Annotated in this window: 24 protein-coding genes; 7 read left to right on the top strand and 17 right to left on the bottom strand. The window is 67.1% G+C overall.

What is annotated here, in order from left to right:
• The first annotated feature begins 26 nt into the window (after window positions 1-26).
• Window positions 27-1,046: a Bug family tripartite tricarboxylate transporter substrate binding protein gene (locus J2X09_RS20430; RefSeq protein ID WP_310309171.1), complete on the top strand. Its 1,020-nt coding sequence runs from the start codon at window positions 27-29 to the stop codon at window positions 1,044-1,046.
• A 4-nt stretch (window positions 1,047-1,050) separates the two neighbouring features.
• The gene (locus J2X09_RS20435) at window positions 1,051-2,730 is read left to right on the top strand and encodes an FAD-dependent oxidoreductase (protein WP_204735110.1); all 1,680 of its coding nucleotides are present in this window, start codon (window positions 1,051-1,053) and stop codon (window positions 2,728-2,730) included.
• Here the strand turns inward: J2X09_RS20435 and J2X09_RS20440 are convergent.
• The 7 genes from J2X09_RS20440 to urtA all read right to left on the bottom strand — a co-directional run bounded on the left by J2X09_RS20440 (window position 2,720) and on the right by urtA (window position 9,471).
• A complete protein-coding gene (locus J2X09_RS20440; RefSeq protein ID WP_204735111.1) occupies window positions 2,720-3,061 on the bottom strand; it encodes an FmdB family zinc ribbon protein in 342 nt (113 codons plus the stop codon). The two genes, J2X09_RS20435 and J2X09_RS20440, sit on opposite strands and share 11 nt — an antisense overlap.
• A gap of 110 nt (window positions 3,062-3,171) precedes the next feature.
• The gene (fmdA, locus tag J2X09_RS20445; protein ID WP_204735112.1) at window positions 3,172-4,398 is read right to left on the bottom strand and encodes a formamidase; all 1,227 of its coding nucleotides are present in this window, start codon (window positions 4,396-4,398) and stop codon (window positions 3,172-3,174) included.
• A gap of 39 nt (window positions 4,399-4,437) precedes the next feature.
• Window positions 4,438-5,127, bottom strand: coding sequence for an urea ABC transporter ATP-binding subunit UrtE (gene urtE / locus J2X09_RS20450; RefSeq protein ID WP_204735113.1), 690 nt, complete (start codon window positions 5,125-5,127; stop codon window positions 4,438-4,440).
• A 10-nt stretch (window positions 5,128-5,137) separates the two neighbouring features.
• Window positions 5,138-5,881, bottom strand: a complete 744-nt coding sequence (gene urtD / locus J2X09_RS20455) for an urea ABC transporter ATP-binding protein UrtD (RefSeq protein ID WP_204735114.1) — start codon at window positions 5,879-5,881, stop codon at window positions 5,138-5,140.
• 16 nt (window positions 5,882-5,897) lie between these two features.
• The gene (gene urtC, locus J2X09_RS20460) at window positions 5,898-7,106 is read right to left on the bottom strand and encodes an urea ABC transporter permease subunit UrtC (RefSeq protein ID WP_204735115.1); all 1,209 of its coding nucleotides are present in this window, start codon (window positions 7,104-7,106) and stop codon (window positions 5,898-5,900) included.
• Between the two features lie 24 nt (window positions 7,107-7,130).
• On the bottom strand, window positions 7,131-8,045 hold the full coding sequence (urtB, locus tag J2X09_RS20465) for an urea ABC transporter permease subunit UrtB (protein ID WP_204735116.1): 915 nt from the start codon (window positions 8,043-8,045) through the stop codon (window positions 7,131-7,133).
• A 148-nt stretch (window positions 8,046-8,193) separates the two neighbouring features.
• The gene (gene urtA / locus J2X09_RS20470) at window positions 8,194-9,471 is read right to left on the bottom strand and encodes an urea ABC transporter substrate-binding protein (RefSeq protein WP_204735117.1); all 1,278 of its coding nucleotides are present in this window, start codon (window positions 9,469-9,471) and stop codon (window positions 8,194-8,196) included.
• A gap of 148 nt (window positions 9,472-9,619) precedes the next feature.
• Between urtA and J2X09_RS20475 the strand changes: the two genes are divergently transcribed.
• Together J2X09_RS20475 and J2X09_RS20480 are read left to right on the top strand one after the other, a co-directional pair.
• The gene (locus tag J2X09_RS20475) at window positions 9,620-13,048 is read left to right on the top strand and encodes a hybrid sensor histidine kinase/response regulator (RefSeq protein ID WP_204735118.1); all 3,429 of its coding nucleotides are present in this window, start codon (window positions 9,620-9,622) and stop codon (window positions 13,046-13,048) included.
• Window positions 13,032-13,964 carry a response regulator transcription factor gene (locus tag J2X09_RS20480; RefSeq protein ID WP_204735119.1) on the top strand — a complete coding sequence of 311 codons (933 nt, stop codon included), beginning with the start codon at window positions 13,032-13,034 and terminating at the stop codon, window positions 13,962-13,964. Before J2X09_RS20475 ends, J2X09_RS20480 begins: the two co-directional genes overlap by 17 nt.
• 198 nt (window positions 13,965-14,162) lie before the next feature.
• Here J2X09_RS20480 and J2X09_RS20485 read toward each other — a convergent pair whose 3' ends face one another.
• The 8 genes from J2X09_RS20485 to queE form a co-directional block, all read right to left on the bottom strand.
• Entirely contained in the window at window positions 14,163-14,504 is a 342-nt protein-coding gene (locus J2X09_RS20485) for an SEL1-like repeat protein (protein WP_204735120.1), read from the bottom strand.
• Between the two features lie 24 nt (window positions 14,505-14,528).
• On the bottom strand, window positions 14,529-15,458 hold the full coding sequence (locus J2X09_RS20490; protein WP_310309175.1) for a hypothetical protein: 930 nt from the start codon (window positions 15,456-15,458) through the stop codon (window positions 14,529-14,531).
• 23 nt (window positions 15,459-15,481) lie between these two features.
• Window positions 15,482-16,378, bottom strand: a complete 897-nt coding sequence (locus J2X09_RS20495) for a patatin-like phospholipase family protein (protein ID WP_204735122.1) — start codon at window positions 16,376-16,378, stop codon at window positions 15,482-15,484.
• A 3-nt stretch (window positions 16,379-16,381) separates the two neighbouring features.
• On the bottom strand, window positions 16,382-17,314 hold the full coding sequence (locus J2X09_RS20500) for an alpha/beta fold hydrolase (RefSeq protein ID WP_204735123.1): 933 nt from the start codon (window positions 17,312-17,314) through the stop codon (window positions 16,382-16,384).
• Window positions 17,315-17,445: 131 nt separating this feature from the next.
• Window positions 17,446-19,188, bottom strand: a complete 1,743-nt coding sequence (locus J2X09_RS20505) for an ATP-binding response regulator (RefSeq protein ID WP_204735124.1) — start codon at window positions 19,186-19,188, stop codon at window positions 17,446-17,448.
• On the bottom strand, window positions 19,185-19,844 hold the full coding sequence (locus J2X09_RS20510; RefSeq protein ID WP_204735125.1) for a response regulator transcription factor: 660 nt from the start codon (window positions 19,842-19,844) through the stop codon (window positions 19,185-19,187). Before J2X09_RS20510 ends, J2X09_RS20505 begins: the two co-directional genes overlap by 4 nt.
• A gap of 104 nt (window positions 19,845-19,948) precedes the next feature.
• Entirely contained in the window at window positions 19,949-20,323 is a 375-nt protein-coding gene (locus J2X09_RS20515; protein WP_204735126.1) for a 6-pyruvoyl trahydropterin synthase family protein, read from the bottom strand.
• Complete coding sequence (gene queE / locus J2X09_RS20520; protein ID WP_204735127.1) at window positions 20,320-20,955, bottom strand: 7-carboxy-7-deazaguanine synthase; 636 nt, start codon at window positions 20,953-20,955, stop codon at window positions 20,320-20,322. Before queE ends, J2X09_RS20515 begins: the two co-directional genes overlap by 4 nt.
• Before the next feature lie 625 nt (window positions 20,956-21,580).
• Between queE and J2X09_RS20525 the strand changes: the two genes are divergently transcribed.
• Window positions 21,581-22,636: a helix-turn-helix domain-containing protein gene (locus tag J2X09_RS20525; protein WP_204735128.1), complete on the top strand. Its 1,056-nt coding sequence runs from the start codon at window positions 21,581-21,583 to the stop codon at window positions 22,634-22,636.
• A gap of 251 nt (window positions 22,637-22,887) precedes the next feature.
• Here the strand turns inward: J2X09_RS20525 and J2X09_RS20530 are convergent, their stop codons facing one another.
• Window positions 22,888-24,645, bottom strand: a complete 1,758-nt coding sequence (locus J2X09_RS20530; RefSeq protein ID WP_204735129.1) for an alkaline phosphatase D family protein — start codon at window positions 24,643-24,645, stop codon at window positions 22,888-22,890.
• Between the two features lie 143 nt (window positions 24,646-24,788).
• Here J2X09_RS20530 and J2X09_RS20535 point away from each other — a divergent pair, with 143 nt between their 5' ends.
• Entirely contained in the window at window positions 24,789-24,992 is a 204-nt protein-coding gene (locus J2X09_RS20535; protein WP_204735130.1) for a putative motility protein, read from the top strand.
• A gap of 18 nt (window positions 24,993-25,010) precedes the next feature.
• Here J2X09_RS20535 and J2X09_RS20540 read toward each other — a convergent pair whose 3' ends face one another.
• Window positions 25,011-25,913, bottom strand: coding sequence for a LysR family transcriptional regulator (locus J2X09_RS20540; protein WP_204735131.1), 903 nt, complete (start codon window positions 25,911-25,913; stop codon window positions 25,011-25,013).
• A 122-nt stretch (window positions 25,914-26,035) separates the two neighbouring features.
• Between J2X09_RS20540 and J2X09_RS20545 the strand changes: the two genes are divergently transcribed.
• On the top strand, window positions 26,036-26,479 hold the full coding sequence (locus tag J2X09_RS20545) for a PACE efflux transporter (RefSeq protein WP_204735132.1): 444 nt from the start codon (window positions 26,036-26,038) through the stop codon (window positions 26,477-26,479).
• Window positions 26,480-26,482: the final 3 nt, after the last annotated feature.

The raw sequence follows: 26,482 nt of genomic DNA on the forward strand, positions 1-26,482 counted from the left end.
ATACGACAACGAAGGAGACAACCACCATGATGGAAAAATCGACCGCCCCCGGGACGCCCTGCGGCCTCACCCGCCGCACCGCGCTTGCCGCCATGACGCTGGCAGGCATGTCGGCCACCGGTCTGGCGCGCGCCCAGGCCGCCTCGGACTACCCCAACAAGCCGATCCGCGTGGTCGTGACCTTCCCGCCCGGTGGCAGCGCCGACGCGGTCTTTCGCCTCCTGGTCCCCCGGTTGTCGGAGAAGCTCGGCCAGCCCGTGGTGGTGGACAACCGCCCCGGCGCCGGCGGCAACGTCGGCATGTCCCTGGTGGCCAAGTCGCCCAGCGACGGCTACACGCTCGGCCTGGGTGCCGCGGGCGCGCTGTCGGCCAACGCGAGCCTGTACGACCAGATGCCTTTTGACGTGCAGCGCGATCTCAAGCCGGTGGCCATGCTGGCAGGCATTCCCTTCGTGCTCGTCGGTCACCCGTCGGTGGAGCCGCGCACGCTCAAGGCCCTGATCGACCGGGCCCGGGCCGCACCCGACAAGCTGTCGATCGCGCACGGCGGCAACGGCACCGCCATGCACCTGTCGACCGCCCTGTTCATGCAGATGGCGGGCATCAAGCTGGTGGAAATCGCCTACCGCGGTTCCGGCCCGGCCGCGCTGGACACCCTGGGCGGGCAGGTACCGCTGGCCATTGTCGATCTGCCGGCGTCGCTGCAGCAGATCCAGGCCGGCAAGCTGATCCCGTACGCCGTGACCGGTACCCAGCGGCTGCCCACGCTGCCCGACGTGCCGACGATGGCCGAAGCCGGCCTGCCCGGCTACGACTCGACCGGGTGGTTCGGCATCGTGGCACCGGCCGGCACGCCGGACGCCATCGTCGCGCGGCTCAACGCCGAGATCAACGCCGGCCTGCGCGACGAACAGACGCGCGCCACGATGCACACCATGGGGGTCGCTCCGGCACCGGGCACACCCGCGCAGTTCGCCAGCTACATCGCCTCCGAAACCACCAAGTGGGCCAACGTGATCCGCACCGCCCGCATCAAGCTCGACTGACCCGATGAAACCGCAGACCCCCATCGCCGATGTGCTCATCGTCGGCGCAGGCCCCGTGGGCCTGACCCTGGCCATGGACCTCGCTTCGCGCGGCGTGCGCGTCGTGATCGCCGAAACCCGCCGCCGGGGCGAGCCCCCCAGCGTGAAGTGCAACCACGTGTCGGCCCGCACCATGGAACAGTTCCGCCGCCTGGGCGTGGCGCAGAAGGTGCGCCTGGCCGGCCTGCCCGAGGACTACCCGAACGATGTGGTGTTCCGCACCACCTTCACGGGGCAGGAGCTGACGCGCATTCCCATTCCCAGCCGGCGCGACCGTTACACCGCCGAGGGCGGCCCGGACACCTGGTGGCCCACGCCGGAGCCGCCGCACCGCATCAACCAGATCTACCTGGAGCCGATCCTGCTGGCGCACGCAGCGGCCTTGCCCGGTGTGTCGCTGCTCGACCGCACGCAGATCACCGGCTTCACGCAGGACGACGACGGCGTGGTGGCCACCGCCCTGGACCTGGACGATGGTCGCACGTTCGACATCCGTTGCCGCTACCTCGTCGGCTGCGACGGCGGCAGTTCGACCGTGCGCAAGATCATGGGCGCGAAGCTCGAAGGCACGCCGGTGATCCAGCGCGTGCAATCGACGTACATCCGGGCCCCCGGCCTGCGCGAGCGCGTGCCCGGCGCACCGGCCTGGTCGTGTTACGCGGTCAACCCGCGCCGCTGCGGCACGGTCTTCGCCATCGACGGGCAGGACCGCTGGCTGGTGCACAACCACCTCAACCCCGACGAGCCGGACTTCGAGTCCATCGACCGCGACCGTTCGATCCGCAACATCCTCGGCGTGGGACCCGACTTCGACTACGAGGTGATCAGCAAGGAAGACTGGGTGGGCCGGCGCCTGGTGGCCGACCGGTTCCGGCAGGGCCGCGTCTTTCTCGCGGGAGATGCCGCGCACCTGTGGGTGCCCTACGCGGGCTACGGCATGAACGCCGGCATCGCGGATGCGATCAACCTGGGCTGGCTGCTGGGTGCGTGCCTCCAGGGCTGGGCCGACGAACAGGTGCTCGACGCGTACGAACTCGAGCGCCAGCCGATCACCGAACAGGTGTCGCACTTCGCCATGGACCATGCGCAGAAGATGATCCGCGCCCGCAGCGCCGTGCCGCCGGACATCGAGGCGCCCGGCCCCCATGGCGAGGCCCTGCGCGCCGCCATGGGGCAGGAGGCCTACGAACTCAACGTGCAGCAGTTCTGCTGCGCCGGCCTGAACTTCGGCTACTTCTATGCGGACTCTCCGCTGATCGTGTCCGATGGCGAAGCGCCGCCCCCGTACACCATGGGCAGCTTCACCGCCTCCACCGTGCCCGGCTGCCGCGCCCCCCACTTCTGGCTGGAAGACGGGCGCTCGGTGTACGACGCCTTCGGCCCCGGCTACACGCTGTTGCGCAGCCACCGCCAGGTGGACATCGAACCGCTGCTGCAGGCCTCGCGGCAGGCGGGCATGCCCCTGGCCGTGATCGATGTGCCGGCCGCGCAGTTGCCCGAAGGCTACCGCCACCCGCTGGTGCTGTGCCGCAGCGACCAGCACGTGGTGTGGCGCGGCGAGCACCTGCCCGGGAACACCGAGGCGCTGGTGGCCCGCCTGTGCGGACGCGCCCGCGCGCTGGTGCCCGAGGCCCTCAGTGGCTGATCATCCAGGGCCGTTTTGACGGAAAGGCCTTGGCGCCATTCGGTGCGGTCACCGTCGCCTTGCTGCGCCCCGGGCTGCAGCAGCCGCAGCCCGCCGGGTGCTTGAGCCGCTGGTAGTCGCGCGACATCTTCGGCTCGTGACGCGCGCGCTCGTTGATGCCGATCGCCGCGCGCGTGCCGCCGTCCATGAGCGCCAGGCGCGGCGCGCTCACGAACACGCGCGGCGACGCGGTGCCGCAGTCCGGGCAGCAGGCGGGTTCGTTGCGTTCGCTCAGGGAGCGGAACGCATCGAAGCCACCGCAGGACGGGCAGTCGTAGTCGTAGGTGGGCATAACAGCTCCGAAGTTGACGTGCCTGCTCCAGCGCACACCACGGAACCGGCTTTGCCGGGCCGTTGGTGTGGCCCCCTTGAGGGGGTGACGCGAAGCGGCGCGGGGGTGTTTCAAAGATCCGGCGACAAGGGCATGACGACCGAACCGTCGAGGTGCTTGATCGGGCCGCTCGCGTTCGGGTTGATGTCGAAGTCGAAGATCTGCGTCGGCAGCCACAGCGTGGCGCAGGCGTTGGGCACGTCCACCACGCCGCTGATGTGGCCCTGCACCGGCGCGGTGCCGAGGATGGAGTAGGCCTGCGCGCCCGAATAGCCGAACTTCTTCAGGTACTCGATGGCGTTCAGGCAGGCCTGGCGGTAGGCCACGTTCACGTCCAGGTAGTACTGCTTGCCGCTCTCGTCGACGCTGATGCCTTCGAAGATGACGTAGTCGTTGTAGGTGGGCGTGATCGGGCTGGGCTTGAAGATCGGGTTCTTGATGCCGTACTTGGCCATGCCACCCTTGATGATGCTGACCTTCATGTGCACCCAGCCGGCCATTTCGATGGCGCCGCAGAAGGTGATCTCGCCGTCGCCCTGGCTGAAGTGCAGGTCGCCCACACTCAGGCCGGCGCCTTCCACATAGACGGGGAAGAAGATCTTGGAGCCGCGCGAGAGGTCCTTGATGTCGCAGTTGCCGCCGTGTTCGCGCGGGGGCACGGTGCGTGCGCCGGTGGCGGCGGCCTTGGCCAGTGCGTCGCCGGTGAGCTTGCCCATGTGGGCGGTGCCGGCGAAGGGCGGGTTGGCCAGGCCGCTGGTGGCGGGGTCGGAATCGATGAGCGCCTGCTCGCGCGTGTTCCACATCTCCAGCATCTTCGGGTCGGGCAGGCAGCCGATCAGGCCGGGGTGGATCAGGCCGGCGTACTTCACGCCGGGCACGTGGCGCGAGGTGGTGAACATGCCGTGGAAGTCCCAGATCGACTTCTGCGCCTGCGGGAAGTGCTCGGTCAGGAAGCCGCCGCCGTTCTTCTTGCTGAAGAAGCCGTTGAAGCCCCAGAGGCTGTCGTCCTTGGCGCCGATGTCGAGCAGGTCCACCACCAGCAGGTCGCCGGGCTCCGCGCCCTTCACGCCCACCGGGCCGCTGAGGTAGTGCACGGTGGTCAGGTCGATGTCGCGCACGTCGTCGGCGCTGTCGTTGTTCTTGATGAAGCCACCGGTCCAGTCGTAGGTCTCCAGCACGAAGTCGTCACCGGGGTTGACCCAGCAGGCCATCGGAATGTCCGGGTGCCAGCGGTTGTGCACCATCTCGTTGCTGGGTGCGGGGGCGTTCAGGTCGACTTTGATGAGGGTGTCGGGCATGGCTTGTGCTCCTTGGGTGGACGGAAAAGAAACGGGGAATCAGACGGAGAGGTAGGACTTGATGCGCTGCTGGTCGGTGTCGGCGCGGTCGGTCTCGTGCACCAGGCGGCCGCCTTCGATGACGAACAGGCGGTCGGCCACGTCCATGGCGAACGAGAGCACCTGCTCGGAGACCACAATGGTGATCTTGCGCATCTTGCGGATCTCGTTGAGCGCCTTGGCGATGTCCTTGATGATCGACGGCTGGATGCCTTCGGTGGGCTCGTCGAGCAGCAGCACCTTGGGGTCGGTGACGAGCGCGCGGGCAATCGCCAGCTGCTGCTGCTGGCCGCCCGAGAGGTTGCCGCCCTTGCGGCGGCGCATCTCCCACAGCACGGGGAACAGCGCGTAGATCTCCTCGGGTATCACCTTGTGTTTCGCGTTCTCCAGGCCGGTCTGGATGTTCTCTTCCACGGTGAGCGTGGGAAAGATCATGCGGCCCTGCGGCACGTAGGCAATGCCCTTGGCCACGCGCTGGTAACTCTCCAGCTTGGTCACTTCCTGGTCGGCCACCGAGATGTAGCCGCTCTTGGTGGGCAGCACGCCCATGAGGCTCTTGAACAGCGTGGTCTTGCCCATGCCGTTGCGGCCCATGATGGCCACCGCCTCGTTCTCGCGCGCTTCGAACGAAATGCCGTGCAGCGCCTGGCTCTGGCCATAGGCGACGACGAGGTCCTTGACTTTCAGCATGGTGGTTCCTTCAGTGGCCGAGGTACACGTCGATGACCTTGGGGTCCGCCTGCACCTGGTCCATGGGACCTTCGGCCAGGATCTTTCCCTGGTGCATGACGGTGACCTTGTGCGCGATCTTCTTGACGAAGTCCATGTCGTGCTCGATCACGATCACGGCGCGGTTCTGGCAGATGCGGTGCAGCAGTTCGGCGGTGAGGTCGCGCTCCTTCGCGCTCATGCCGGCAATGGGCTCGTCGAGCATCAGCAGCTCGGGCTCCTGCATCAGCAGCATGCCGATCTCCAGCCACTGCTTCTGGCCATGGGAAAGCAACCCGGCCTCGGTGTCCAGTTTGTCGCCCAGGCCGATGTCCTCGGCCACGGCTTTCACGCGGGCCTGGATTTCCTCCGTGGCGGTGAAGGCCAGCGCGCCCCACACCGAACGGCCCGAGGGGAACGACACCTCCAGGTTCTGCAGCACCGAGAGGTTCTCGTAGATCGACGGTGTCTGGAACTTGCGGCCGATGCCTTTGCGCACGCGCATGTGCTCAGGCACCTTGATGATTTCCTCGTTCTTGAACTTGATGCTGCCGCCGCTGGCCTTGGTCTTGCCGCAGATCAGGTCCAGCAGCGTGGTCTTGCCCGCGCCGTTGGGGCCGATGATCACGCGCAGCTCGTTCTTGTCAACGTAGAGCGTGAGGTTGTCGATGGCCTTGAAGCCGTCGAAGGAGACGGTGAGGTCTTCCACGGAGAGGGCGAAGTCGGTATTGCTCATGCTGTTCTCCGTGCGCTCACACGCCCTGGCTGCTCGTGCCGTCGGGCAGCTTCACGGTGGCATCGGCCTTGGGCTGTTTGGCCATGGGCGCATGCGGTGGCGGCGAAGGCGGCTGGGGCCGTGCGGCCGAGGCTTCGCGCAGCGCGGCCTGGCGCGACTTCCACCACGGCACGATCTTGCTTTCCCACAGGCCGGCCAGCCCCATCGGGAAGGCCATGGTCACGCCGATGAACAGGCCGGCCATGAGGAACAGCCACAGGTCGGGGAAGCTCTCGGAGAAGAAGGTCTTGCCGGCGTTGACGATGAGCGCGCCGTACACCGCGCCCACCAGGCTCATGCGACCACCCACGGCGGCGTAGATCACCATCTCGATGGACGGCACGATGCCCACGAAGCTGGGCGACATGAAGCCCACCTGCAGCGTGAACAGCGCACCGCCGATGCCCGAGAGCGCGGCCGCCAGGCAGAACACGAAGATGCGGAAGTCGGCCACGTCGTAGCCCGAGAAGCGCACGCGGTCTTCCTTGTCGCGCATGGCCAGCAGCAGCGTGCCGAGCTTGCTGGTCTGGATCCAGCGGCAGACCACGATGGAGAGCACCAGCATGCCCACGCAGACGTAGTACAGGATGTACTTGGCGCTGTCGGTGCGGGTGTCCCAGCCCAGCAACGTCTTCAGGTCGGTCATGCCGTTCACGCCGCCGGTGTAGCCCTGCTGGCCGATGATGAGCACCGTGAGGATCAGCGCCACGGCCTGCGTGATGATGGCGAAGTACACGCCACCCACGCGCCGCTTGAACATCGCGAAGCTGATGATCCAGGCCAGCAGCATGGGCACGACGATGACGGCGGCCAGCGCGAACGGGAAGCTCTTGAACGGCACCCAGAACGAGGGCAGCTCGGTGAGCTGGTTCCAGTCCATGAAGTCCGGAATGCCGGGGGTGGACTGGATCTTGGTGCTCTCGGGGTCGGACGCTTCCAGCTTGAGGAACATCGCCATGGCGTAACCGCCGAGGCCGAAGAACACGCCCTGCCCCAGGCTGAGCACGCCGCCATAGCCCCACAGCATCACCAGGCCGATGGCGACAAAGGCGTAGGTGAGGTACTTGCCGACCAGGTTGAGGCGGAAGATGTCGAGGCTGAGCGGCAGCACCACCGCGAGCAGCAGGGTGAGCAACACCAGGCTGGCGAGCTGGTAGCGGGCGATCCAGGCTTTCAGGGCGTTCATGAAGGACTCCGGGAGACTAAGAAATCAGCGGCGCACCTTGGATGCGAACAGGCCTTGTGGGCGCAGCATCAGGATCACGACGATCAGCGACAGGGTGAGCATCTTGGCCATGGAGCCGGCCATGAAGAACTCGGAGATCGACTGCGTCTGGGCGATGCCGAAGGCAGAGACCACGGTGCCCAGCAGGCTGGCCGCGCCGCCGAAGGTGACGACCAGGAAGGCGTCGACGATGTAGAGCGAACCCGAGGTGGGGCCGGTGGAACCGATGGTGGTGAAGGCCGCGCCGGCCACACCGGCGATGCCGCATCCGATGGCGAAGGTGAGGCGGTCGGTCTTCTTGGTGTCGATGCCGATGGCGTTGGCCATCACGCGGTTGCTCACCGTGGCACGCACCCGCAGGCCCCAGCGGCTCTTGTGCAGCGCGATCAGCACGCCGGCCGTGACCACGAAGGCCAGCGCCAGCACGAACATGCCATTGATGGGAATGTCCAGACCCTCGGCAGGCGCCCAGGAACCCATGAGCCACTCGGGCAGCGTGGGGCTCACTTCCTTGGGGCCGATGAAGGTGCGGAAGCATTGCTGCAGCGCCAGGCTGATGCCCCAGGTGGCGAGCAGCGTGTCCAGCGGGCGCTTGTAGAGGTGGCGGATCAGCGCCCATTCCACCAGCCAGCCCGCGATGAAAGCGAAGAGAAAAGCGGCCAGGATGGCGAACGGAAAGTACGCCGCCACCGCACCAGGGCTGATCTCGTTGGCCAGCGTGGAGCCCAGGAACACCGTGTAGGCGCCGATGGTCATGAACTCGCCATGCGCCATGTTGATCACGCCCATCTGCCCGAAGATGATGGCCAGGCCCAGCCCCATGAGCAGCAGCACCGCGAACAGGCTCAGGCCCGCAAAGCCCTGCATCAGGCCAATGTTGAGCATGTCGTTGAAGCTCATGTCCATGAGAAATCTCCAGGCAAAGAAAACGCGCAACGAGAGCCAGCGCTCAAGTCCAGAACGCCGCGGGTCCGGCTCCGCCGGCCCGCCAGCGTTGCCCCCTTGAGGGGGTCACGGCGCCAGCGCGCCGTGGCGGGGGTGGGTCAGATCACTGATATCCCTTGGGGAACGGATCGGGTTTGATCAGCTCGGGCGACTCGGCCACCACCTTGAAGGTGCCGTCGGGCATGCCCATGGCGATGCGCGACTTGCTCCACAGGTGGTGGTTCGGGTCGAGCTTCACGTAGCCCTCGGGCGCCGTGGTGAGTTCGATGCCGGTGCGCGAGGCGGCCACCACCTTGTCGACGTCGAAGCTCTTGGCCTTCTCGACCGCAGCCTTCCACAGCCAGGGGCCGAGGTAGCCGGCCTGGGTCACGTCGCCGATCACCGCGTCCTTGCCGTACTTGGCCTTGAACGCCGCCACGAACTTCTTGTTGTTCGGGTTGTCCAGGGTCTGGAAGTACTTCATCGACGAATAGAAACCGGCGAAGTTTTCGCCGCCCACGCCGGTCATCTCGTCTTCCGTCACCGACAGGGTCACCAGCGTCTGCTTGTCACCGGTGATGCCGGCGGCCTTGAGCGCCTTGTAGAAAGCCACGTTGGAGCCACCGACCACGGCGGCGAAGATGACGTCGGGCTTCTGCAGCTTGATCTTGTTGACCAGCGAGCCGAAGTTGGTGCTGCCCAGCGGGTAGTACTCCTCGCCGACGATCTTGCCCTTCTGGAAGTTCTCGACGTGCTTGCGCGCGATCTTCATCGAGGTGCGCGGCCAGATGTAGTCGGAGCCGATCAGGAAGAAGGTCTTGGCTTTCTTCTCTTTCTGTGCCCAGTCCAGGCTGTACAGGATCTGCTGCGTGGCTTCCTGGCCGGTGTAGATCACGTTCTTGGACTGCTCCAGGCCTTCGTAGAAGGTGGGGTAGTACAGCAGGCCGTTCTCTTTCTCGAACACGGGCAGCACGGCCTTGCGCGAGGCCGAGGTCCAGCAGCCGAACACGGCGGCGCAGCGGTCGTTGATCAGCAGCTTCTTGGACTTCTCGGCGAAGGTCGGCCAGTCGGAGGCACCGTCTTCCTTGATCACCTTGATCTTGCGGCCCAGGATGCCGCCCATGGCGTTGATCTCGTCGATGGCGAGCTGCTCGGCCTGGATGGAGCCCGTTTCCGAGATGGCCATGGTGCCGGTGGACGAGTGCAGCTGGCCGACGGTGACTTCGGTGTCGGTCACGGCCAGCTTGGTGGTGTTCACCGAGGCGGTGGGCTGGCCGAAGCTCCAGGCGGGCAGGCCGGCGAGGCCGGCCACGCCCAGCATCTGCAGCACGCGGCGGCGGCTGGCTTCCGGGGTTTCGAGGGTTTCGGGCAACTGGGCGTTCGGATCGGAAGGGTGCTTCATGGAGGGCTCCTGGGACGTTTGGGGCGGTGAGACCGGCGGGCTGCCGACTGGGGTGAAGACTAGGGTTAGCCCCTAAGACCGCCCATACGTCAAATAACGTAGGGCGCGTATCTGGCCGGCGGGGACGGTTCTTGCTAGCGTCCCTTTCATGCCCTCGCCCGAGCCCGCCACACCCGTTGCCACCCAGAAAATCTTCCGGTTCCGCCGGGAATACAACTCGTGGGTGGCCGACGAAACGATGGAGGACTACGCCCTGCGCTACACGCCGCGCAGCTTCCGCAAATGGAGCGAATGGCGGGTGGCCAACACCGCGTTCGGTTCGCTGTCCTTCCTGGCGCTGGAGGCGATCGGCGGCGCGATTGCCGTGAACTATGGGTTCGCCAATGCCATGTGGGCGATCCTGGTGGTGGGCCTGGTCATCTTCTTCACCAGCCTGCCCATTGCCTACTACGCCGCCCGCTACGGCCTGGACATGGACCTGCTCACCCGGGGCGCCGGCTTCGGCTACCTGGGCTCGACCATCACCTCGCTGATCTACGCGGTGTTCACCTTCATCTTCTTCGCCATCGAGGCGGTGATCATGGCGCTGGCGCTGGAAATGGCGACCGGCTGGCCGCTGGCCTGGTGTTACCTCATCTCGGCGGTGGTGATCGTTCCGCTGGTCATCCGGGGCATCACCCTCATCTCGAAACTGCAGGCCTGGACGCAGCCGCTCTACCTGTTCCTGCTGGTGCTGCCCTTCGTGTGGATCGGCCTCTCGCAACCCCAGCTCTACCGCGACTTCACCACCCTCACCGGCATCCGCTCGGGCAGCAACGAGTTCCACCCGCTGATGTTCGGCGCGGCGGCGGCGGTCATCTTCTCGCTGGTGGTGCAGATCGGCGAGCAGGTCGACTTCCTGCGCTTCATGCCCGAGCGCACGCGCCAGAACCGCGTGCGCTGGTGGATGGCGGTGCTCATCCCCGGGCCGGGCTGGATCGTCATGGGCATGCTGAAGATGGTGGGCGGCGCCTTCCTCGCCTTCGCCGCCATGCAGTTCGAGGTGGACCCGGAACGCACCGCCGAGCCCACGCAGATGTTCCTCGCTGGCTTCACCGAGGCGGTGGGCCACCCCGGCCTGGCGGTGGCCATGACGGTGGTGTTCGTGATCCTGGCGCAGGTCAAGATCAACGTGACCAACGCCTACGCCGGCTCGCTTGCGTGGAGCAACTTCTTCGCGCGCGTCACGCACAGCCACCCGGGCCGCGTGGTCTGGCTGGTGTTCAACGTGTGCATCGCCACGCTGCTCATGCTGCTGGGCGTGTTCACCGGCCTGGAGAAGGTGCTGGGCGTGTACAGCAACGTGGCCATTGCCTGGGTGGGCGCGCTGGTGGCCGACCTCATCATCAACAAGCCCCTGGGCCTGAGCCCCAAGGGCATCGAATTCCGCCGCGCCCACCTGTACGACTTCAACCCCGTGGGCATGGGCTCGATGATCATCGCCGCGCTGGTGGCCAGCCTGGCCTACACCGGCGTCATGGGCGAATACGCCGCCGCCTTCTCACCGTTCATCGCGCTCGGCCTGGCGCTCTTGCTGGCCCCGCTCATCGCCTGGGCCACCAAGGGCCGCTACTACCTGGCGCGCAAGCCCTCCACCGAATGGAAACGCGGCGAGGCGGTGCGCTGTTCGGTGTGCGAGAACCAGTTCGAGTCGGACGACATGGCCAGCTGCCCGGCGTACCAGGCGCCCATCTGCTCGCTGTGCTGCTCGCTCGAATCGCGCTGCCACGACCGCTGCAAGACCAACTCGCGCGCCATCGACCAGGTGCGCGCCGCGCTCACCGCCATCCTGCCAAAGGGCATGACGGTGCGCGTCAACTTCCGTGCCGGGCAGTTCCTCGCGGTGTGGCTCTCGCTCAGCGCGATCATGGCGTTCCTCATCGGCATGGTGTACGTGCAGGAAAGCCTGCACGCGCCGGCCGAGGCCTTGCAACTGCCCTTCCTCAAGATCTACGCCTTCCTCGTGCTGCTGGCAGCGGTGTGTGCGTGGTGGGTGGTGCTCACCACCGACAGCCGGCGCATGGCGCAGGACGAATCGGAACGGCAGACGCAGCTGCTGATGCTGGAAATCGACGCCCACCAGCGCACCGACGCCGAACTGCAATCGGCACGCGACCGCGCGGAGGCCGCCAGCCAGGCCAAGACGCGGTATGTGGCGGGCATGACACACGAGCTGCGCACGCCACTCACCAGCATCCTGGGCTACGCGCAGATCCTGCTGAAGAACAGCGACATTTCGGTGTGGGTGCGCGAGACCATCGCCACCATGCAGCGCAGCGGCCAACACATGCACGCGCTCATCGACGGCTCGCTCGACCTGGCCCGCATCGAGGCCGGCCGCCTGAAGCTCGACCCGGTGCCGCTGCCGCTGGCGCAACTGCTGGAAGACGTGGAACGCATGGTGCGCCCGCAGGCCGAGGCCAAGGGCCTGCGCTTCGTGGTGCAGCAGAAAGGCGAGCTGCCGCCGTGGGTGCGGGCCGACGCCAAGCGCCTGCGGCAGATCCTCATCAACCTGCTGAGCAACGCGGTGCGCTTCACCGACAAGGGCGAGGTCACGCTGCGGCTCGACTTCCGGCAGCAGGTGGCGCGCATCGACGTGATCGACACCGGCATCGGCATCGCCGCGCAGGACCAGAAGCGCATCTTCCTGCCCTTCGAGCGCGGCAGCGCCGGCCGGCGCGCGGCCGACACGGGCACCGGCCTGGGCCTGACCATCACCCACCTGCTCACCGACATGATGGGCGGCGAGCTGCTGCTCAAGAGCCGGCCCGGGCATGGCAGCACCTTCTCGCTGCGCCTGTACCTGCCACCGATCCCGTCCGACCCCAAACACCCGCTGCCCATCCCGTCCACCATGCGCGCGGTCACCGGCTACCTGGGCGAGCGCCGCACGCTGCTGGTGGTGGACGACCAGCCGCTGCACCGCCAGCTACTGGCCAGCATCCTGGTGCCGCTGGGCTTCGTGGTGCGCGAGGCGGCCAGCGGGCAGGAATGCCTGGAGATCATCGAACAGCACCCGCCCGACCTGCTGCTGCTCGACCTGACCATGGACGGGCTGGACGGCTGGCAGACCGCCGAGGCGGTGCGCGCGCTGCTGCCCGCTGCGCGCCTGCCTATCGTGTTCGTCTCGGCCAACCTGTTCGACAACCGGCCCGAGCGCCTCACCGCGCTGGACTGCCAGGGCTTCGTCGCCAAGCCGATGATGGAGTCGGAGCTGCTCGATGCACTGAAGCACGCGCTGGCGCTGGAGTGGGTGACCGAGCAGGCGCCCGCCACCGCGCCGGTGAGCTTCGAGCGCCACCGCGTCACCGGCCTGCCACTGCCCGAAGACCTGCGGGAGGAACTGCAGCGCCTGGCCCGCCAGGGCCAGGCCGCCGCCTTGCGCCAGCGCCTGTGGCAGGCCCAGACCGCCGAACCCGCCCACGCCGCCACGCTGGCGCTGCTGCAGTCCTGCGCGGACCGGTTCGACTTCCAGACCCTGATCGAATACCTGAGAGACACCGCGGAGCTGACGGAAGAAGATGACATCGACAACTGACCCTGTGGCCGCGCCACCCCCGGCGGCCACACAACCCGTGATCCTGGTGGTGGACGACGCCGTGGACACCCTGCGCATGCTGGGCGACGCCCTGGTGGCCGAAGGCTACGTGGTGCTGGCCGCGCGCGACGCCGCCGAAGCGCTGGAACGCTTCGAGGTCGCCGTGCCCGACGGCGTGCTGCTCGACGCCGTCATGCCCGGCATGGACGGCTTCGAATTCTGCGAACGCATCAAGGCCACGCCGACCTGGTCGCACGTGCCCATCGTCTTCATGACCGGCCTCTCCGAGAGCGACCAGATCCTGCGCGGTTTCGCCTGCGGCGGGGTGGACTACGTGGTGAAGCCGCTGCGCATTCCCGAGGTGATGGCGCGCCTGGCGACGCACGTGCGCAACGCCCGCGTGGCGCGGCTGGCGCAGGAAGCCGTGGACGTGGCCGGCATGGGCACGGTGGTGCTGGACACGCAGGGCCGCATGGCCTGGCGTTCGCCCCAGGCCACCGCCTGGCTCGACCTCGCCTTCGGCCAGGGCGAGGGCGCCAGCCAGCGCGCGGGCGAATGGCTGGGCAGCGCACTGAACCAGCCCGAGACCACGCGCGACCTGGGGCGCCAGGGCCGCCTGCTCGCGCGGCACATGGGCCAGGGCAACCTGGGCGAAGCCATGCTGCTGCTCACCCTGATGCCGCCCGACAGCGCCAGCGCGAGCGCACAACGCCTGCGCGACATCGCCCTCACCCCGCGCGAGACCGAGGTGCTCTCCTGGCTGGCCAAGGGCAAGACCAACCGCGACATCGCCGACATCCTGGGCATGAGCCCGCGCACGGTGAACAAGCACCTGGAGCACGTGTTCGAGAAGCTGGGCGTGGAAACGCGCTCGGCGGCAGCGGCCATCGCGGGCAGGCTGCTGCCGCAGGACTGAACGCGCCGTCCCTGTCCTACAAGCGCAGGTGGCGCCGGCTGACGCCACCGACTGCCGGGGTTTTCTACGATGGACTCACTACTTAGAGGAGTACCACCATGAACACCATCATCTACATCGTCGGTCTGGTCGTCGTCATCGGCTTCATCCTGAGCTTCTTCGGCCTGCGCTGAAGATCCACGCCCAGTCAATGCGCACTCAGTCCGTGCTGTTCGTCATCCCCAGTACGAACAGCGCGCTCGCGCGGCCTGCGTTTGCCGCCTGTTCCAACAGGGCCGTGGCACGCGCCGGATCGGGCCGCACCATCGGGCCGTAGATGCCAGCCCCGTGCATCAGCATGTAGCCCGCGCGCTCGGCGGCCTCGGCATCGCCCTGTGCGGCGAGTTGCTCGTACAGCGTCAGCGAGCGGTCGAACTGGCCCTGGTGGTAAGCCTTGTGGGCGAGTTCGAGCCGTGGCGGCTCCGCCTGTGCGATACCGGTGAACGCGAGGCACAGCGCGGCGGTGATGAGATGGGCACGGGAAGAGGTGGTGTATGACATGTCTTTTCTCGAAGATGAAGGGGTTCAGGCCACCAGCGCCGCGATCGCGGCCTGGATGCGTTGTTGCTGGTCGCGTGTGGTCATGGCGAAGAGGGTCTGGCGAAAGCGCGGGGCGTGCACGCCCGAGACGATGTACTGCCATCGGTAGGCGTCCAGCAGGCCAGCCTCGATGCGAGTAGCCTCTCCGGGGGTGAAGGCGTTCGGCGCGGTGTTGACGAAGTAGTGTGCGTCGGCCACGGCCTGCTGGTGGAGGATGCCGTCGATCGCGCCCACGAGTGCGATCAGGTCGTCCACTGCGGCGTCGCGCTCCTTGGGCGTGAGACGTGCGTTCTCTCTTTCCCATTCCAGTTCGTCGAGGATCGCATGCTGCGACTCTTCCTTCCAATGGAACAGGAACACATCCTTGTACAGCTCGGAGAGCCCGCCATCCGGGTCGATGCTCTCGCGGTAGTGCACCTGCGTGAACAGCTCGATGTGGCAGGCCAGCGCCAGCACGGCCCAGGTGGACGCCTCCAGCACCTCCGAGGCCACGGCGTTGGCTGTGGGCACGAACTCGTAGCCGGGTGCCATGCCCTCGGCGGTCAGCCGCTCGATGCGGCGGAACAGCTCCTGGTGCTTCAGTTCCTCGTCGGTGAAGCGCACCAGTGCCTCCAGCGCCACCTGGTCACCGAACCAGTGGTGGCGGCTGCACGAGAGCATCTGGATGCCGATGAAGCGCTCTACCAAGCCGAACATGTTGGCGTAGGTGCGACCCTGCACCTGGCTGAGCCGCACACGCTCGGCGGGCGGCAGGAATTCGAGCCGGCCCACGCGCGACAGGCCTTCGGGCAGGAAGGGTCGAGAGAAATCGAAGCGGCGCGTTCGGATCACGTCACGGTCGATGTCCCAGCGCACCCGGCGCGAGGCCGCGATGCAGTGCGCATAGCGCTCGGTGTTGATGGTGGTGAAGGTCATTCTTCTCAGCTCCATGGGCAGGTTCAATCGATGAAATCCAGTTGGGGTTGCGGCGCCTGCGCCCCTTCGAGCGCGGCCACTATGTCGAGCAAGCGCGCCTCGGCCGCGCGCCAGCCGGCATCGAACAGATAGGGCATGGCGGAGGTCTCCCACAGGCCGACACGGCGGTCCAGGTCGAGTTCGACGGTGATCACCTTCTGGCCACCGGCCTGTGCGGCCTCGGTGCGCGCCTGCATCAGGTTGTTGATGAGTGTGGTGCTGGTCTGCGCCACCAGGCGCGAAAGACGGTCGACGCGGCGCGGCATGCTGCCGTGGAAACCGAGCGACACCACCACCCGCGCGTCGGATGCGGCAGCAATGGGCAGCGGGTCGGACAGCACACCGTCCACCAGCATCCGGCCGTCGATGACCACGCCGGGAAACAGGATGGGCACCGCCATACTGGCGCGCAACGCGTCCACCACACTGCCATGCGACAGCACCACCGGCCACCCGGTGGCGGCCTCGGTGGCGGCCACGCGCATCGGCGTGGGCAGTTCTTCCAGGCGGTCCCCGCCGAACGCCCGGGTGATGCGCTGCACGATCAGCCGGTCGTCGCGCAACGAGAAGCCGGCGCCGAAGCCGGCAAGCTTCGGCACGATCAGCTGCAGGTAGGAACGCCAGCGCCGTTGCTCGGTGAGCTCGGCGGACCACAGCGTGGTGGCGAGCCGCAAGGCGCTTTCGCCGTGCATGCCCTTGGCGATCTGCGCGCCAAACAACGCGCCCGAGCTGCACCCCACGACGAGGTCGAACCGGATGCCCTCGCGCGCCAGGCGCTCGGCAATGCCCAGCCCGGCGATGCTGCGCACACCGCCGCTGCCGAGCACGAAGGCCAGACGGTGCGGTCGTGCTGGATGCGATGAAGGGGTCTGGTCGTGCATGGCTCACTCCTGTTCCGAAAGAAACGCCACCACGCGACGAATGACCTCGGGGTTGCGCACCACACAGTGGTGGCCCAGGCCGAGCGTGGCCTTGAACTGCGCCGCCGGCAGCGCGGCGGCGATGGCAAGGCCATGCGCGAAGGGGATCTCTTGGTCGTTCTCGTCGTGCACCAGCAACGCGGGGCATTGCGCCTGGCGCGCCATCTCCAGAACCGACATGCGGTGCCAGTCGAAGCGGCCGCTGTAGCGCTGCACGAACAGGTCACGCACGCGCTGCTGCACCTCGGGCGTGAGGCCCGCGTGCTGCGCGAACATCTCCACGAACCAGTTGCAGTGGTTGAACACGCTCACCAGCACCATGCGACGCGCGTCGATGCCCCAGTCGCGCGCGGCGAACAAGGCCATGGCCGCACCGAAGGAGTGCCCGATCACCGCGTGAAGAGGACCGGTGCGGCGCGCCACTGCGGCCACCGCGCCGGCGAAGGCCACCATGTCCGTGGTGCTGCCCGACGAACGTCCGTGCGCCGGCCCATCGAACGCGATCACGCGGAAGCCCTGCGCCAGCAACGGTGCCACCATGCGCCCCATGTGCGTGGCATTGCCGCCCCAGCCATGCACCAGCAGCACCGCCGGGCCCCACCCCCATTCGTGGACCACGAGCTCGCCCGCCCCACACGGCTCGCGGCGCGTGCGCACCTGCTCGCGCACGGCCAGCGGCCACTTGCCCAGCGGTGCACGCGGCGGGGTGGCGAGCTGGCGGTAGGCCAGGCGCGCGGCCACAGTGGGAGACCAGTGGCACAGCCACGCATAGGCGCGGCGCAGCGCGGGCGTGCCACGCGTTTCGGCAAAGCGGCCCATGCGGCGCGGTGCGTCCACGGGCATGGCCCCCGACACGGCGTGCGGGGATTCGAGATGGGGTGAGAACTGGTGCCTCATGGAGATTCCTTGGGTGACACCTCGCGCACGGTGCGCGGGGCATGCCCATGAATCTACGGATGGCGCCCTGTCGCAGCCATGTGAAATTGGTCATGCCAGCCACTCGGGCACCCCCTGCTGCGGGTGCGACGTCAAAGCCCCTGCAGGGCCGCGAGCAACTGCGCGCCCGACACGGGCTTGATGAGCAGCGTGAGCCCATGCCGTGCCGCCGCATCGCGCAGCGCCGCGTGCGTTTCGCCGCTGATGAGCAGCACCCTCTGCCCCATGGCGCGCAGCGCGAGCGCAACGTCCAGGCCCGACGCCGCGTGTGGCAGACGCACGTCGCAGATCGCCACCTGGCCAAAGGCGGCGCGTTCCATGGCCTCGGCCGCGGTGGCCACGTGCAGCACCTGCAGGCCCCAGGCAGTGAGCTGGTCTCGCGTGGCCTGCGCCACCAGCGAGTCGTCTTCCACCAGCATCACGCGCTCCATGGCGAGCGCGGGCAGCGCGGCGGGCCCGACCACGGGCAGCAGCGCGCCCGGGCCCGGGAAGGCCTCCGATCCGTCGGGCAGTTCGGGCTCGGTGTGCAGTGGTGGCTCGGCACGCGGCAACGTCAGCGTCATGCAGGTCCCTTGCCCCAGGGCCGAACGCACCGAGAGGCTGCCATTCATGAGCAGGACCAGCCGCCGTGCGATGGCCAGCCCCAGACCCAGGCCCTGGCGCCGGTCTCGCGCCTCGTTGTGCATCTGCACGAACTCCTCGAACACGCGCGCCTGCTCCTCCACCGCAATGCCCATGCCCGTATCGCGCACCTGCAGCCGCCAACGTTCGCTCGCCCCGCGCAAGGTCACCAGCACCGTGCCGCCCGGAGGCGAAAACTTGATGGCGTTGTCCATCAGGTTCGAAACCACGCGCACCAGCATCAATCCATCGGCCAGCGCATAGGTCCCTGGCCGCACCAGTGCCACCAGGCGGACACCCGCCGCCTCGGCCACGGCACTGTGTTGGCGCACCAGGTTCTGCACCAGTGGCGCGATCTCGGTGGGTTGCAGGTCGGCCTGCACCACGCCCGAATCCATGCGCGTGAGATCCAGCACCTGCGAGAGCAGGTCGTCCAACGCCCGCCACGACTGCCCGATACCGTCGATGGCGCGCAGTGCGGCACGGTCTTGCGCACGCTCGGCCAGGCTGGCTAGCGGCGCGAGGTACAGGCCGATGGCGTGCACCGGCTGACGCAGGTCATGGCTTACCGCCGCGAAGAAGCGCGACTTGGCCAGCCCCAGTGCCGCCAGCGTGTCGGCCGCCGCCTCGGCGCGGCGGCGCTGCTCCACCTGGCGCATCACCCCCAGCTCCTGCGCGCGCGAGAGGAACACCATGGTCACCGTCATGAGGATGCCGCCGATGCCCATGAGCGTGAGCAGGCGGTCGCCGCCCAGCCCGTCCACGATAAGCCGCAGCGAGGTAGGCAGCACCGCCAGGCACAGCGCGATGGTGGTGCGCATCACGTCGCCCGTGAGGCGCACCGCGATCAGCGTGGCGTTGCCCAGCAGGTAGCTCATGAGCAGCGCGAGGATGGGCACATTGCCCGGTACGTAGAGAAACCAGCACGAGCTGCCCACGAACGACATGAGCACCCACATGTAGACGCGGTACACGCGCTGGCGCCGCACCTTGGGCAACGCACGGAATGCTGGCCGGTTCACATGCCACCAGCGCAGCATGCCCATGCCCGCAATGATGGAAAACCACAGCGCCGGCTGCTGCCACGGCAACGCCGTGGCGAACATGAACACGCACAACAGCTCGCACGCACGCAGCGCCCACAGCGACGCCACCGTGTGCGCGCTGTCCTCCGGGTCCGGCTGGTCTTCCTGCCGTGGGGCGCTCGCGCTCACAGCTGGTCGGCGTCGAACTGCGCCGCCTGCGTGCGGTTGGACACCTGCAGCGCCTTGAAGATCTCGCTCATGTGGTTCTTCACCGTGCCCTCGCTGATGCCCAGCGTGCGCGCGATCAGCTTGTTGCTCATGCCCTGGCGCAGCAACTGGCGGATCTCTTCCATGCGCGGGGTCAGCACCACGTCGGGCCGGCGCGATTCGGGCGCGCGGTGCGCGAAAGGCAGCCGGCGCCCCTGCAGCGCGGCGCGAATGGCCTCCGTAATCTGTTCCGACGGTGCGCTCTTCGGCACGAAGGCGTGCACGCTCGGCAACTCCAGCGTGCGCCGCACCACGTCGGGCGAGGTGAGCGCGGAGATGACCACCAGCGGCAACCCGGGGCACCTGTGCGCCAGCTCCGCCAGCCGCTGGCCACGCTCCATGCCCGGCATGTTCAAGTCCACCAACGCCAGCCGCACACCCGGGTTCGCGCGCGCCGCGCGCAACAGCGCCTCGCCATCGGCCACCTCCAGGCAATGCACCCCGTCGCGGCCCAACACTTCGCCCAGCAGGCCGCGCATGCCATCGCGGATCAGCGCGTGGTCATCGGCAATGAGAACGGTGAGGCCGTCGGAGGAGGAGCTGTCGCTGCAGACAGAGGATGAGATTTGGAGGCACACCCCCGCATCTTCAAAGCCGTTGGGCACCGTGTCTTCGCAATGCGTGCGGGAAAGGTTCGCAATGCGTGCAGGCCGATGTACGGCGCCTCGAGGATGCCATTCTTTCAGGAGCGGGGCGTGCCGAGTCTCAAGGCGCAGGAGTCGCCAATGGAATCGCGCCAGACCTTTATCGATTGCAAGGTCGCGGTAGTCTGCAGCCTCTTCGCGATGAACAGGCAGAGGTTTTCCAGGGTGGGCGGTCCGAGGCCGTCGACCTCATCCAGCAATCGGTGGTCCAACGCGTCGCGCAATATGGCGATATCGCGCCGGAGCAGGCCAAGGTCGACCACCATGCCGGTCGACTCATCCTTCACGCCTTCGATGCTCACCTCGACCTGGTAGGTATGGCCGTGGATCCGTTTGCTCGGCTCGGTTTCGATTGCTCGACCAAGTGTGTGCGCGGCATCAAAGAAGAACCGCTGACTGAGTTCGTACTTCACCTGATTCCCAACATCTTGTGTGTCTGCACACTGAGTTGCCAACGCGGGTCGCGGAGGCAGTACTCCACTGCCCACCGTGTGTTCTCTATGACACGCGGCCCATCCATCGGCTGAAGCAGATGCTTGTCGAAGGGTAGATCAATCAACTGGTCCAGATCCAGGTCCGGCTGTGGCACCACCACCTTGAGCTCTTGGCCTTGACGCAGCTTCAACCCAGTGTGAGCCTTCGGACTCACACATATCCAGTCCAACCCCTGGGGGGCGCCCACCGTTCCGTTGGTTTCAACCGCGATCTCAAAACCTCTCTCGTGCAGGGCATGGACAAGACCGTCATCCACTTGCAGAAGTGGCTCGCCTCCCGTCAACACCACCAGCCGCCTGGCTGTGCCTGCCAGCGGCCAATGTGCTGCCACCTGGTCCGCGAGCGCCTCCGCCGAGGCGAACTTGCCACCGCCGGATCCGTCCGCTCCCACGAAATCGGTGTCGCAAAACCTGCACTGCGCCGAACTTCGATCCACCTCGCGTCCAGACCAGAGATTGCAACCCGCGAACCGGCAGAAGACAGCGGCGCGGCCTGCATTCCCACCCTCGCCCTGCAGGGTGTAGAAGATTTCTTTAACCGTGTAACTCATGCGCCTGACTTTTGTAGCTGACGCGCCGTGACAGCGCGGTGATGAACGAGTGACAAACACATCGAGCGTGCTCCTGCTCCGGAAGGTTGGAAGTAGGCCGCGAGAACGCGGCATCCGCGGTATCGGGTCCTGTTATTGGGATCGGGCGGCGTTCCCGGCCACCCGTGGCACTTGCAGGGCAGCGCCTCTAAAACCACGCCGACGGAGAGGGGCACCGGTCCGTGCCATGCCCCTGCCCCGACCTCTCCTGGTTGCTCCTGCACCAGAGGGTGCTGTCAGCGTTCATGGTTCTCATATGAAAGCCCCTTCAGCGCCACGAGATGTCGCCGGCAGCCAAATGGGTTGGGGCGGACGGATACCGCAGCGTGCGCTCCCTCTGGATTCACCGAGTTCGATTGTCGGCCGTGGCCGCGACACTGGCTAACGCTTCGGGTGTACGCGCTCCCACCGCGACTTCGGGTGCTCAGGTACTGCCGCGCCGCTCAGGGTTGGGCCATTCTGGAGAGCTGCGCCGCCGCGCGTGGAGTGGCCCATGGGTTCGCTACTGTGCATATTCACGCGTTATTGTTCGTTTTGACCGAACGGCGGATACTGGCACCGTCCCAACCCAGGAGACGGTTCCATCATGGTCACGGAGTGGTCCACCGACAGCGTGCCGGCCGCTGCGCGCTTCGACGAGTGGCGCGAGGCGTGTTGCGAGCATGTGTATGCGCTGACGCCGCAGCGGCAGCCTGCCTGGCAACGCCACCCGTTCAAAGGCGCGATCGCGCGGCGCCACCTGGGTGCGCTGGACGTGACGGACATCCGGTGCGACGGCCACTTGGTGCAGCGCCGCGAGCAGGACATTGCCGAGCGTCCGAGCGACACCTACTACATCTACCTGCAGCGCCAGGGCCGCGCGTGGTTTGACCAGCGGGGTCGCCGCTGCGTGGCGGAGCCGGGCGACATGGTGATTGCGGACCCCAACCTCGCGTTCAACACGGGCACGGACGGCACGTTCGATTTCCGGTTGTGGCGCATCGAGCGCGAGCGGTTGCGGCCCTGGCTGGCTTTGCGGCCGGGGGGTGAGTTGCCGATGCTGCGCATGGGCCGAGAGAGCGCGGAACGCGAGCTGATCGCCAACTTGCTGGACGGCCTGTTGCGCCAGCACGAGCGGCTGGCGCCGGCGAGCCTGGACGTGGCGGTGGGCACACTGTGCACGTTGGTGGCGAGTGCGACCCAGGTGGCAAGGAGCACGGCGGCGGATCGGGCTGCGGCGCTGGACGAACCCGGGAGGCCGGCGTGGCGCCGCGCGCAGTTGCTGCGGGTGCAGCAATGGGCCGAACAGCGTTCGGCAGACATGGGTTTGACGCCCCAGCAGGTGGCGCGCGAATGCGGCATTTCTCTGCGCGCGCTGCACCAGCTGTTCGCGCAGTCCGACTGCAGTTTTCATGAATTTCTCACCCGCGCGCGGCTGGCGCGCGCGCACGCGATGCTGCACGACCCGGCCTCGCGCCATCTGGGCGTGGCAGAGATTGGTTTCGCCGCGGGCTTTGGCGAGGTGTCGACGTTTTACCGGCGATTCCGGCATCGCTATGGGATGGCGCCGGGGGAATGCCGCGCTGGCAGTTGCACCGCCTCCCAGGCGCCATCGCGCGCAGGTCCAGAGTCCGTTCACCCGAGAAGCAGATCGGACCGATGAAAAAGCGATCCACCGAGGAACATCGCGATAGGGCTTCAAAGCTCCATTGAACCGAATCGTCGTACCGCAGGTATCTTCGAGACCAACAATCCGTCCGTCGCATCGACACCTTCTCGAACAGGGAGGGACGAATCAGATGCGGTCAACAACCCGGGTGCGATAGAGAGAACTGGGTAACTCAAGCCTTGAGCAAGGTGCCGCAGATCGCACCCAGCGGGGAACGACATTCCTCTCCCCTTGGCCCCGCGTTTTCATGGGATGGGCGCCACGGCCAGCAGGTGGTTGGAAAAGCTCGTCTCGGTTTCGCACCGCCAGGTGGCCCAGAGCTTGCAGCCTTCGGCGGACCCCATGTCCAGCTCCAGCGCGAGCCAGTTGCGCGCGGCCATCACGTGCTTGTCGTGCCCGGGGAAGGGCATGACTTCGGCGACGTATTGCACGTCGATGTTCTGCGGTTGTTTGGCGTTGCTGTTGAGCCAGGAGAGGAACAGCCGTTCCATGACGCCGATGAGCGAGGGGTGCACCACGGCGGACGAGGTGAACTGGTGGATTTGCGACCAGGTTTCGGTGGCGGGCAGGTCTTTGCGGTAGGCGGTGCCCCAGGCGGCCACGTGCACGTCGCCAGAGACGAGGGAGACGCGGATTTTCTTGTCGCGCGCGAGGCCCGAGAGCACTTCCAGCAGGCGCTTGCGTTCGCCTTCGTGGTCGTCGTGGGACCAGTGGTCTTTCAGGTCGTCGGCGTTGCTGTCGGTGACGTGGTCTTGCCCGAACTTGTCGAGCAGCAGCTCGGCCAGGGGCAGCTTGGGGTGCACCACGGGCACGGAGGACATAAACAGCAGGTGCTGGCAGGGGCCAGCATCAAGGCTGCCGGTCCATTTCTTGATCTGTGCCCAGGTGTCGGTGCCCATGACCTGGGCGCGGGAGCGTTCGGTGCGCAGGTCGGCCGCGACGATGGCGACGGGGCCGATGGCGTAGGCGGAGGTGAAGCCGGGCTGCTTGTCGAGCAGGGGGAGCGCGAGCGGGTCTTTGGCGAGCACCTGGCTCCAGGCGATGGGTTTGAGCAAGGGGTCTTGCCGGGAGAAGCCGGCCGGCGTGGTGTCTTCCAGCTCGGGCAGGTCGTCCAGCGCGTGCTGCATCTGAAAGACCCAGAAGGCGCGCCGGGCGTGGCGGAACAGGGTCTGGAAGAGCGGCGAGTTCTGCATTTCGCAGCTGTAGGAGCCCCAGCCGTCGAAGATGTCGTGGTCGTCCCACATCATGATGGTGGGCATGGTGGCCAGGGCGGCGCTGGCGTCGAGCGTGGCGGTGGCGGACGACCAGGCTTTTCGGTCCGGGGGCAGCCAGCGCGCCTTGTAGAGGCCGAGGTAGTAGTTCTCGATCTCGCGTTCGAGCGCCTTGCTCACCTTGAATTCCAGCTGGGCCTGACGAGGCAGCGCCACCCACTGGCGCAGGGGCTTGATGTCTTCCCAGATGGCGTCGAAGTAGATCTGGTCGCCGCCCATGAGCATGAGGTGGAAGCGCTGCAGGCCTTTGTCGTGGATGCGCTTTTCGTGCCAGAGCTGTTCCTTGTCGAGCAGCTTGGTGTCGCCGCTGCCCTGCTTTCGGCGGAGCTGGCGGTCGTGGCTGTAGAGCAGGTCTTCCCACACGGCGTCGGAGGTGCGGATGAGTTTGCGCATGACGGCGGGGTCGGAGAAGCCGTTGCAGGACACATAGGCCATGCGGGGGGCGAAGTCTTTGCCGGGCACGGTCATGTTCCATGACGGCCCGCCAGGAATGCCGTAGCTCACCCTGCGCTCGTTCTTGAGCACCTTGCAGCCAAGGTCGTAGCGCAGGTAGCGTTCGCCGCCGTGGAGCAGGAGTTCTTTGGGCGCGGGGCAGGCCTTGCCGTCCACCTCCAGCGCGGGAATGGGGGCGCTGGATTTGAGGCCGAGCAACGCGGTGACTTTCCAGACGTCGCCCTTGCCGACGCCGCGAAACGACAGCACGGGGCCGAGCAGCAGGTCTTTTTCGTTCATGTTCAGTGTCCTTCCCTGGGTTTCTGGTGTTCCTGGGCCGCCGGGCGGCACGGGCGACGATAGCGCGTGAAGCCCGGTCGTTGTCAAGATTGGACGGGGGCGGTCGATAAGAAGACATCCCCCTTTTTTGCAGGACCTTTCGCATGGACGTTTCTCCCGCCGCTCTTGTTCACGCCGTCGCCGAGATGAAGCGCGACCAGACCACCAGCGAAGTGCAGATGCAGGTGCTGAAGAAGGCGCAGGACATTCAGACCTCCAGCGCGATGGCGATGCTGAATGCGCTGCCGGCGAGCCTGCCGCTGGCGAGCGAGGGTTCGCTGGGCACGCAGGTGAACGCGCTGGTCTGAACCCCGCCGGGCCTGCGCTCAGTCGGCCTTGTTGTGCGCGGCCTGCTGCCGCATCAATTCAATGAAGCGTTTGGTGCCGAGGCCCATGGGCCGGTCGGTGTGCCAGACCACGTCCACCCACACCCGCAGCTGGTTGCTAATGTTGCCGAAGGCGATTTCGGCGAGCGTGCCGGCGGCCACCAGCGGCTCCACCAGGCTGCGCGGCAGGTAGGCCCAGCCGAGGCCGGCCTGCACCAGGCTGAGGGTGGCGAGGTGGCTGTCGGTGCGCCAGATGTGCCGGGCGAGCAGCAACCGGGGGTCGCGCCCGTGGGGGTCGCGGCTGACGACGGCGATCTGGCGGATGTCGATCAGGTCGTTCAGTTGCAGTTGGCCCTGGCGCGCCATTGCGTCGGGGTGCGAGGGCGAGATGACGGCGACCAGGATTTCCTGCCCCACTTCCTGAAAGCCTTCGCGCTCGTCGGTGCCGGGGCGTTCGAACACGAGCGCCAGTTGCGCGTCGCCGGCGTGCAGCATGCGCAGCGCGTCGGCCTGCGGGGCAGAGAGCACTTCCACAATGAGCGCGGGGTATTCGGCCGCGAGCACTTTCAGGGGCTGGCTCCACGGGGCGGAGAGCAGTTCGGGCGCGATGGCGATGGTGAGCTGGCGTTCCAGCCCCTGGTGCAGGCCTTCGGCGTGGGCCTGCAGCTGCCGCAGCTGGCTGGCGAGCTGGCGGGCCTGGGGCTCCAGGGCGCGGGCCACGTCGGTGGGCCGGGGTTCGCGGCCGCTGCGGTCGAACAGCACGAGATCGAGCTCGGCTTCGAGGTTCGCGATGGTCATGCTGACGGCGGAAGGCACCCGCCCGAGCTGGCGCGCGGCGGCGGAGAAGGAGCCGGTGTCGAGCACCGCCAGGAAGACGCGCACGTTGTCGCTGGAGAAGGCCATGGGCGCCAACTTATCAGATTTTCTGAAAGTATCTGACTTTTATCTTCAGCCAGGCCGCCATACGATGCACGCATTGCCCCGGCCCATTCCGGCCCGGGGCGCGTTTTTTCTGGAGTTCTGCCGTGCAAGGCATCAAGCGCAAAGTCGTCTACATCACGCTCTACGAGATCATTGCCATCGCCATGTCCACCACCGGGCTGGCGCTGCTGTCGGGCAACGGCATGGGCCACGCGAGCGTGGCGGCGGTGGCGGCCTCGGCCATCGCGGTGATGTGGAACCTGGTCTACAACACGCTGTTCGAGCGCTGGGAGGCGCGCCAGGCCACGCGGGGGCGCAGCGTGCTGCGCCGCGTGGCGCACGCCATCGGGTTCGAGGGCGGGCTGGTGATCACGCTGGTGCCGCTCTTCGCCTGGTGGCTGGAGATCACGCTGTGGCAGGCCTTCGTGCTGGACCTGGGCCTGATCGTGTTCTTCCTGGTCTACACCTTCGTGTTCAACCTGGCGTTCGACAAGATCTTCGGCCTGCCGGCTTCGGCGCAGGCCCAGCCCGCACCGCAGGGAGCCTGAGCC

Origin of the sequence: Hydrogenophaga laconesensis (assembly GCF_031457235.1) — a bacterium.
Classification (GTDB): domain Bacteria; phylum Pseudomonadota; class Gammaproteobacteria; order Burkholderiales; family Burkholderiaceae_C; genus Hydrogenophaga; species Hydrogenophaga laconesensis.

What these genes read in the sequence shown, in the direction of transcription:
- urtA (WP_204735117.1), bottom strand. Translation starts at nt 9,471, where the DNA reads ATGAAGCACCCTTCCGATCCGAACGCCCAGTTGCCCGAAACCCTCGAA.
- urtD (WP_204735114.1), bottom strand. Translation starts at nt 5,881, where the DNA reads ATGAGCAATACCGACTTCGCCCTCTCCGTGGAAGACCTCACCGTCTCC.
- urtE (WP_204735113.1), bottom strand. Translation starts at nt 5,127, where the DNA reads ATGCTGAAAGTCAAGGACCTCGTCGTCGCCTATGGCCAGAGCCAGGCG.
- fmdA (WP_204735112.1), bottom strand. Translation starts at nt 4,398, where the DNA reads ATGCCCGACACCCTCATCAAAGTCGACCTGAACGCCCCCGCACCCAGC.
- J2X09_RS20485 (WP_204735120.1), bottom strand. Translation starts at nt 14,504, where the DNA reads ATGTCATACACCACCTCTTCCCGTGCCCATCTCATCACCGCCGCGCTG.
- J2X09_RS20490 (WP_310309175.1), bottom strand. Translation starts at nt 15,458, where the DNA reads ATGACCTTCACCACCATCAACACCGAGCGCTATGCGCACTGCATCGCG.
- J2X09_RS20475 (WP_204735118.1), top strand. Translation starts at nt 9,620, where the DNA reads ATGCCCTCGCCCGAGCCCGCCACACCCGTTGCCACCCAGAAAATCTTC.
- J2X09_RS20540 (WP_204735131.1), bottom strand. Translation starts at nt 25,913, where the DNA reads ATGGCCTTCTCCAGCGACAACGTGCGCGTCTTCCTGGCGGTGCTCGAC.
- J2X09_RS20525 (WP_204735128.1), top strand. Translation starts at nt 21,581, where the DNA reads ATGGTCACGGAGTGGTCCACCGACAGCGTGCCGGCCGCTGCGCGCTTC.
- urtC (WP_204735115.1), bottom strand. Translation starts at nt 7,106, where the DNA reads ATGAACGCCCTGAAAGCCTGGATCGCCCGCTACCAGCTCGCCAGCCTG.
- J2X09_RS20495 (WP_204735122.1), bottom strand. Translation starts at nt 16,378, where the DNA reads ATGCACGACCAGACCCCTTCATCGCATCCAGCACGACCGCACCGTCTG.
- queE (WP_204735127.1), bottom strand. Translation starts at nt 20,955, where the DNA reads ATGAGTTACACGGTTAAAGAAATCTTCTACACCCTGCAGGGCGAGGGT.
- J2X09_RS20480 (WP_204735119.1), top strand. Translation starts at nt 13,032, where the DNA reads ATGACATCGACAACTGACCCTGTGGCCGCGCCACCCCCGGCGGCCACA.
- J2X09_RS20430 (WP_310309171.1), top strand. Translation starts at nt 27, where the DNA reads ATGATGGAAAAATCGACCGCCCCCGGGACGCCCTGCGGCCTCACCCGC.
- J2X09_RS20535 (WP_204735130.1), top strand. Translation starts at nt 24,789, where the DNA reads ATGGACGTTTCTCCCGCCGCTCTTGTTCACGCCGTCGCCGAGATGAAG.
- J2X09_RS20500 (WP_204735123.1), bottom strand. Translation starts at nt 17,314, where the DNA reads ATGAGGCACCAGTTCTCACCCCATCTCGAATCCCCGCACGCCGTGTCG.
- urtB (WP_204735116.1), bottom strand. Translation starts at nt 8,045, where the DNA reads ATGAGCTTCAACGACATGCTCAACATTGGCCTGATGCAGGGCTTTGCG.
- J2X09_RS20530 (WP_204735129.1), bottom strand. Translation starts at nt 24,645, where the DNA reads ATGAACGAAAAAGACCTGCTGCTCGGCCCCGTGCTGTCGTTTCGCGGC.
- J2X09_RS20440 (WP_204735111.1), bottom strand. Translation starts at nt 3,061, where the DNA reads ATGCCCACCTACGACTACGACTGCCCGTCCTGCGGTGGCTTCGATGCG.
- J2X09_RS20435 (WP_204735110.1), top strand. Translation starts at nt 1,051, where the DNA reads ATGAAACCGCAGACCCCCATCGCCGATGTGCTCATCGTCGGCGCAGGC.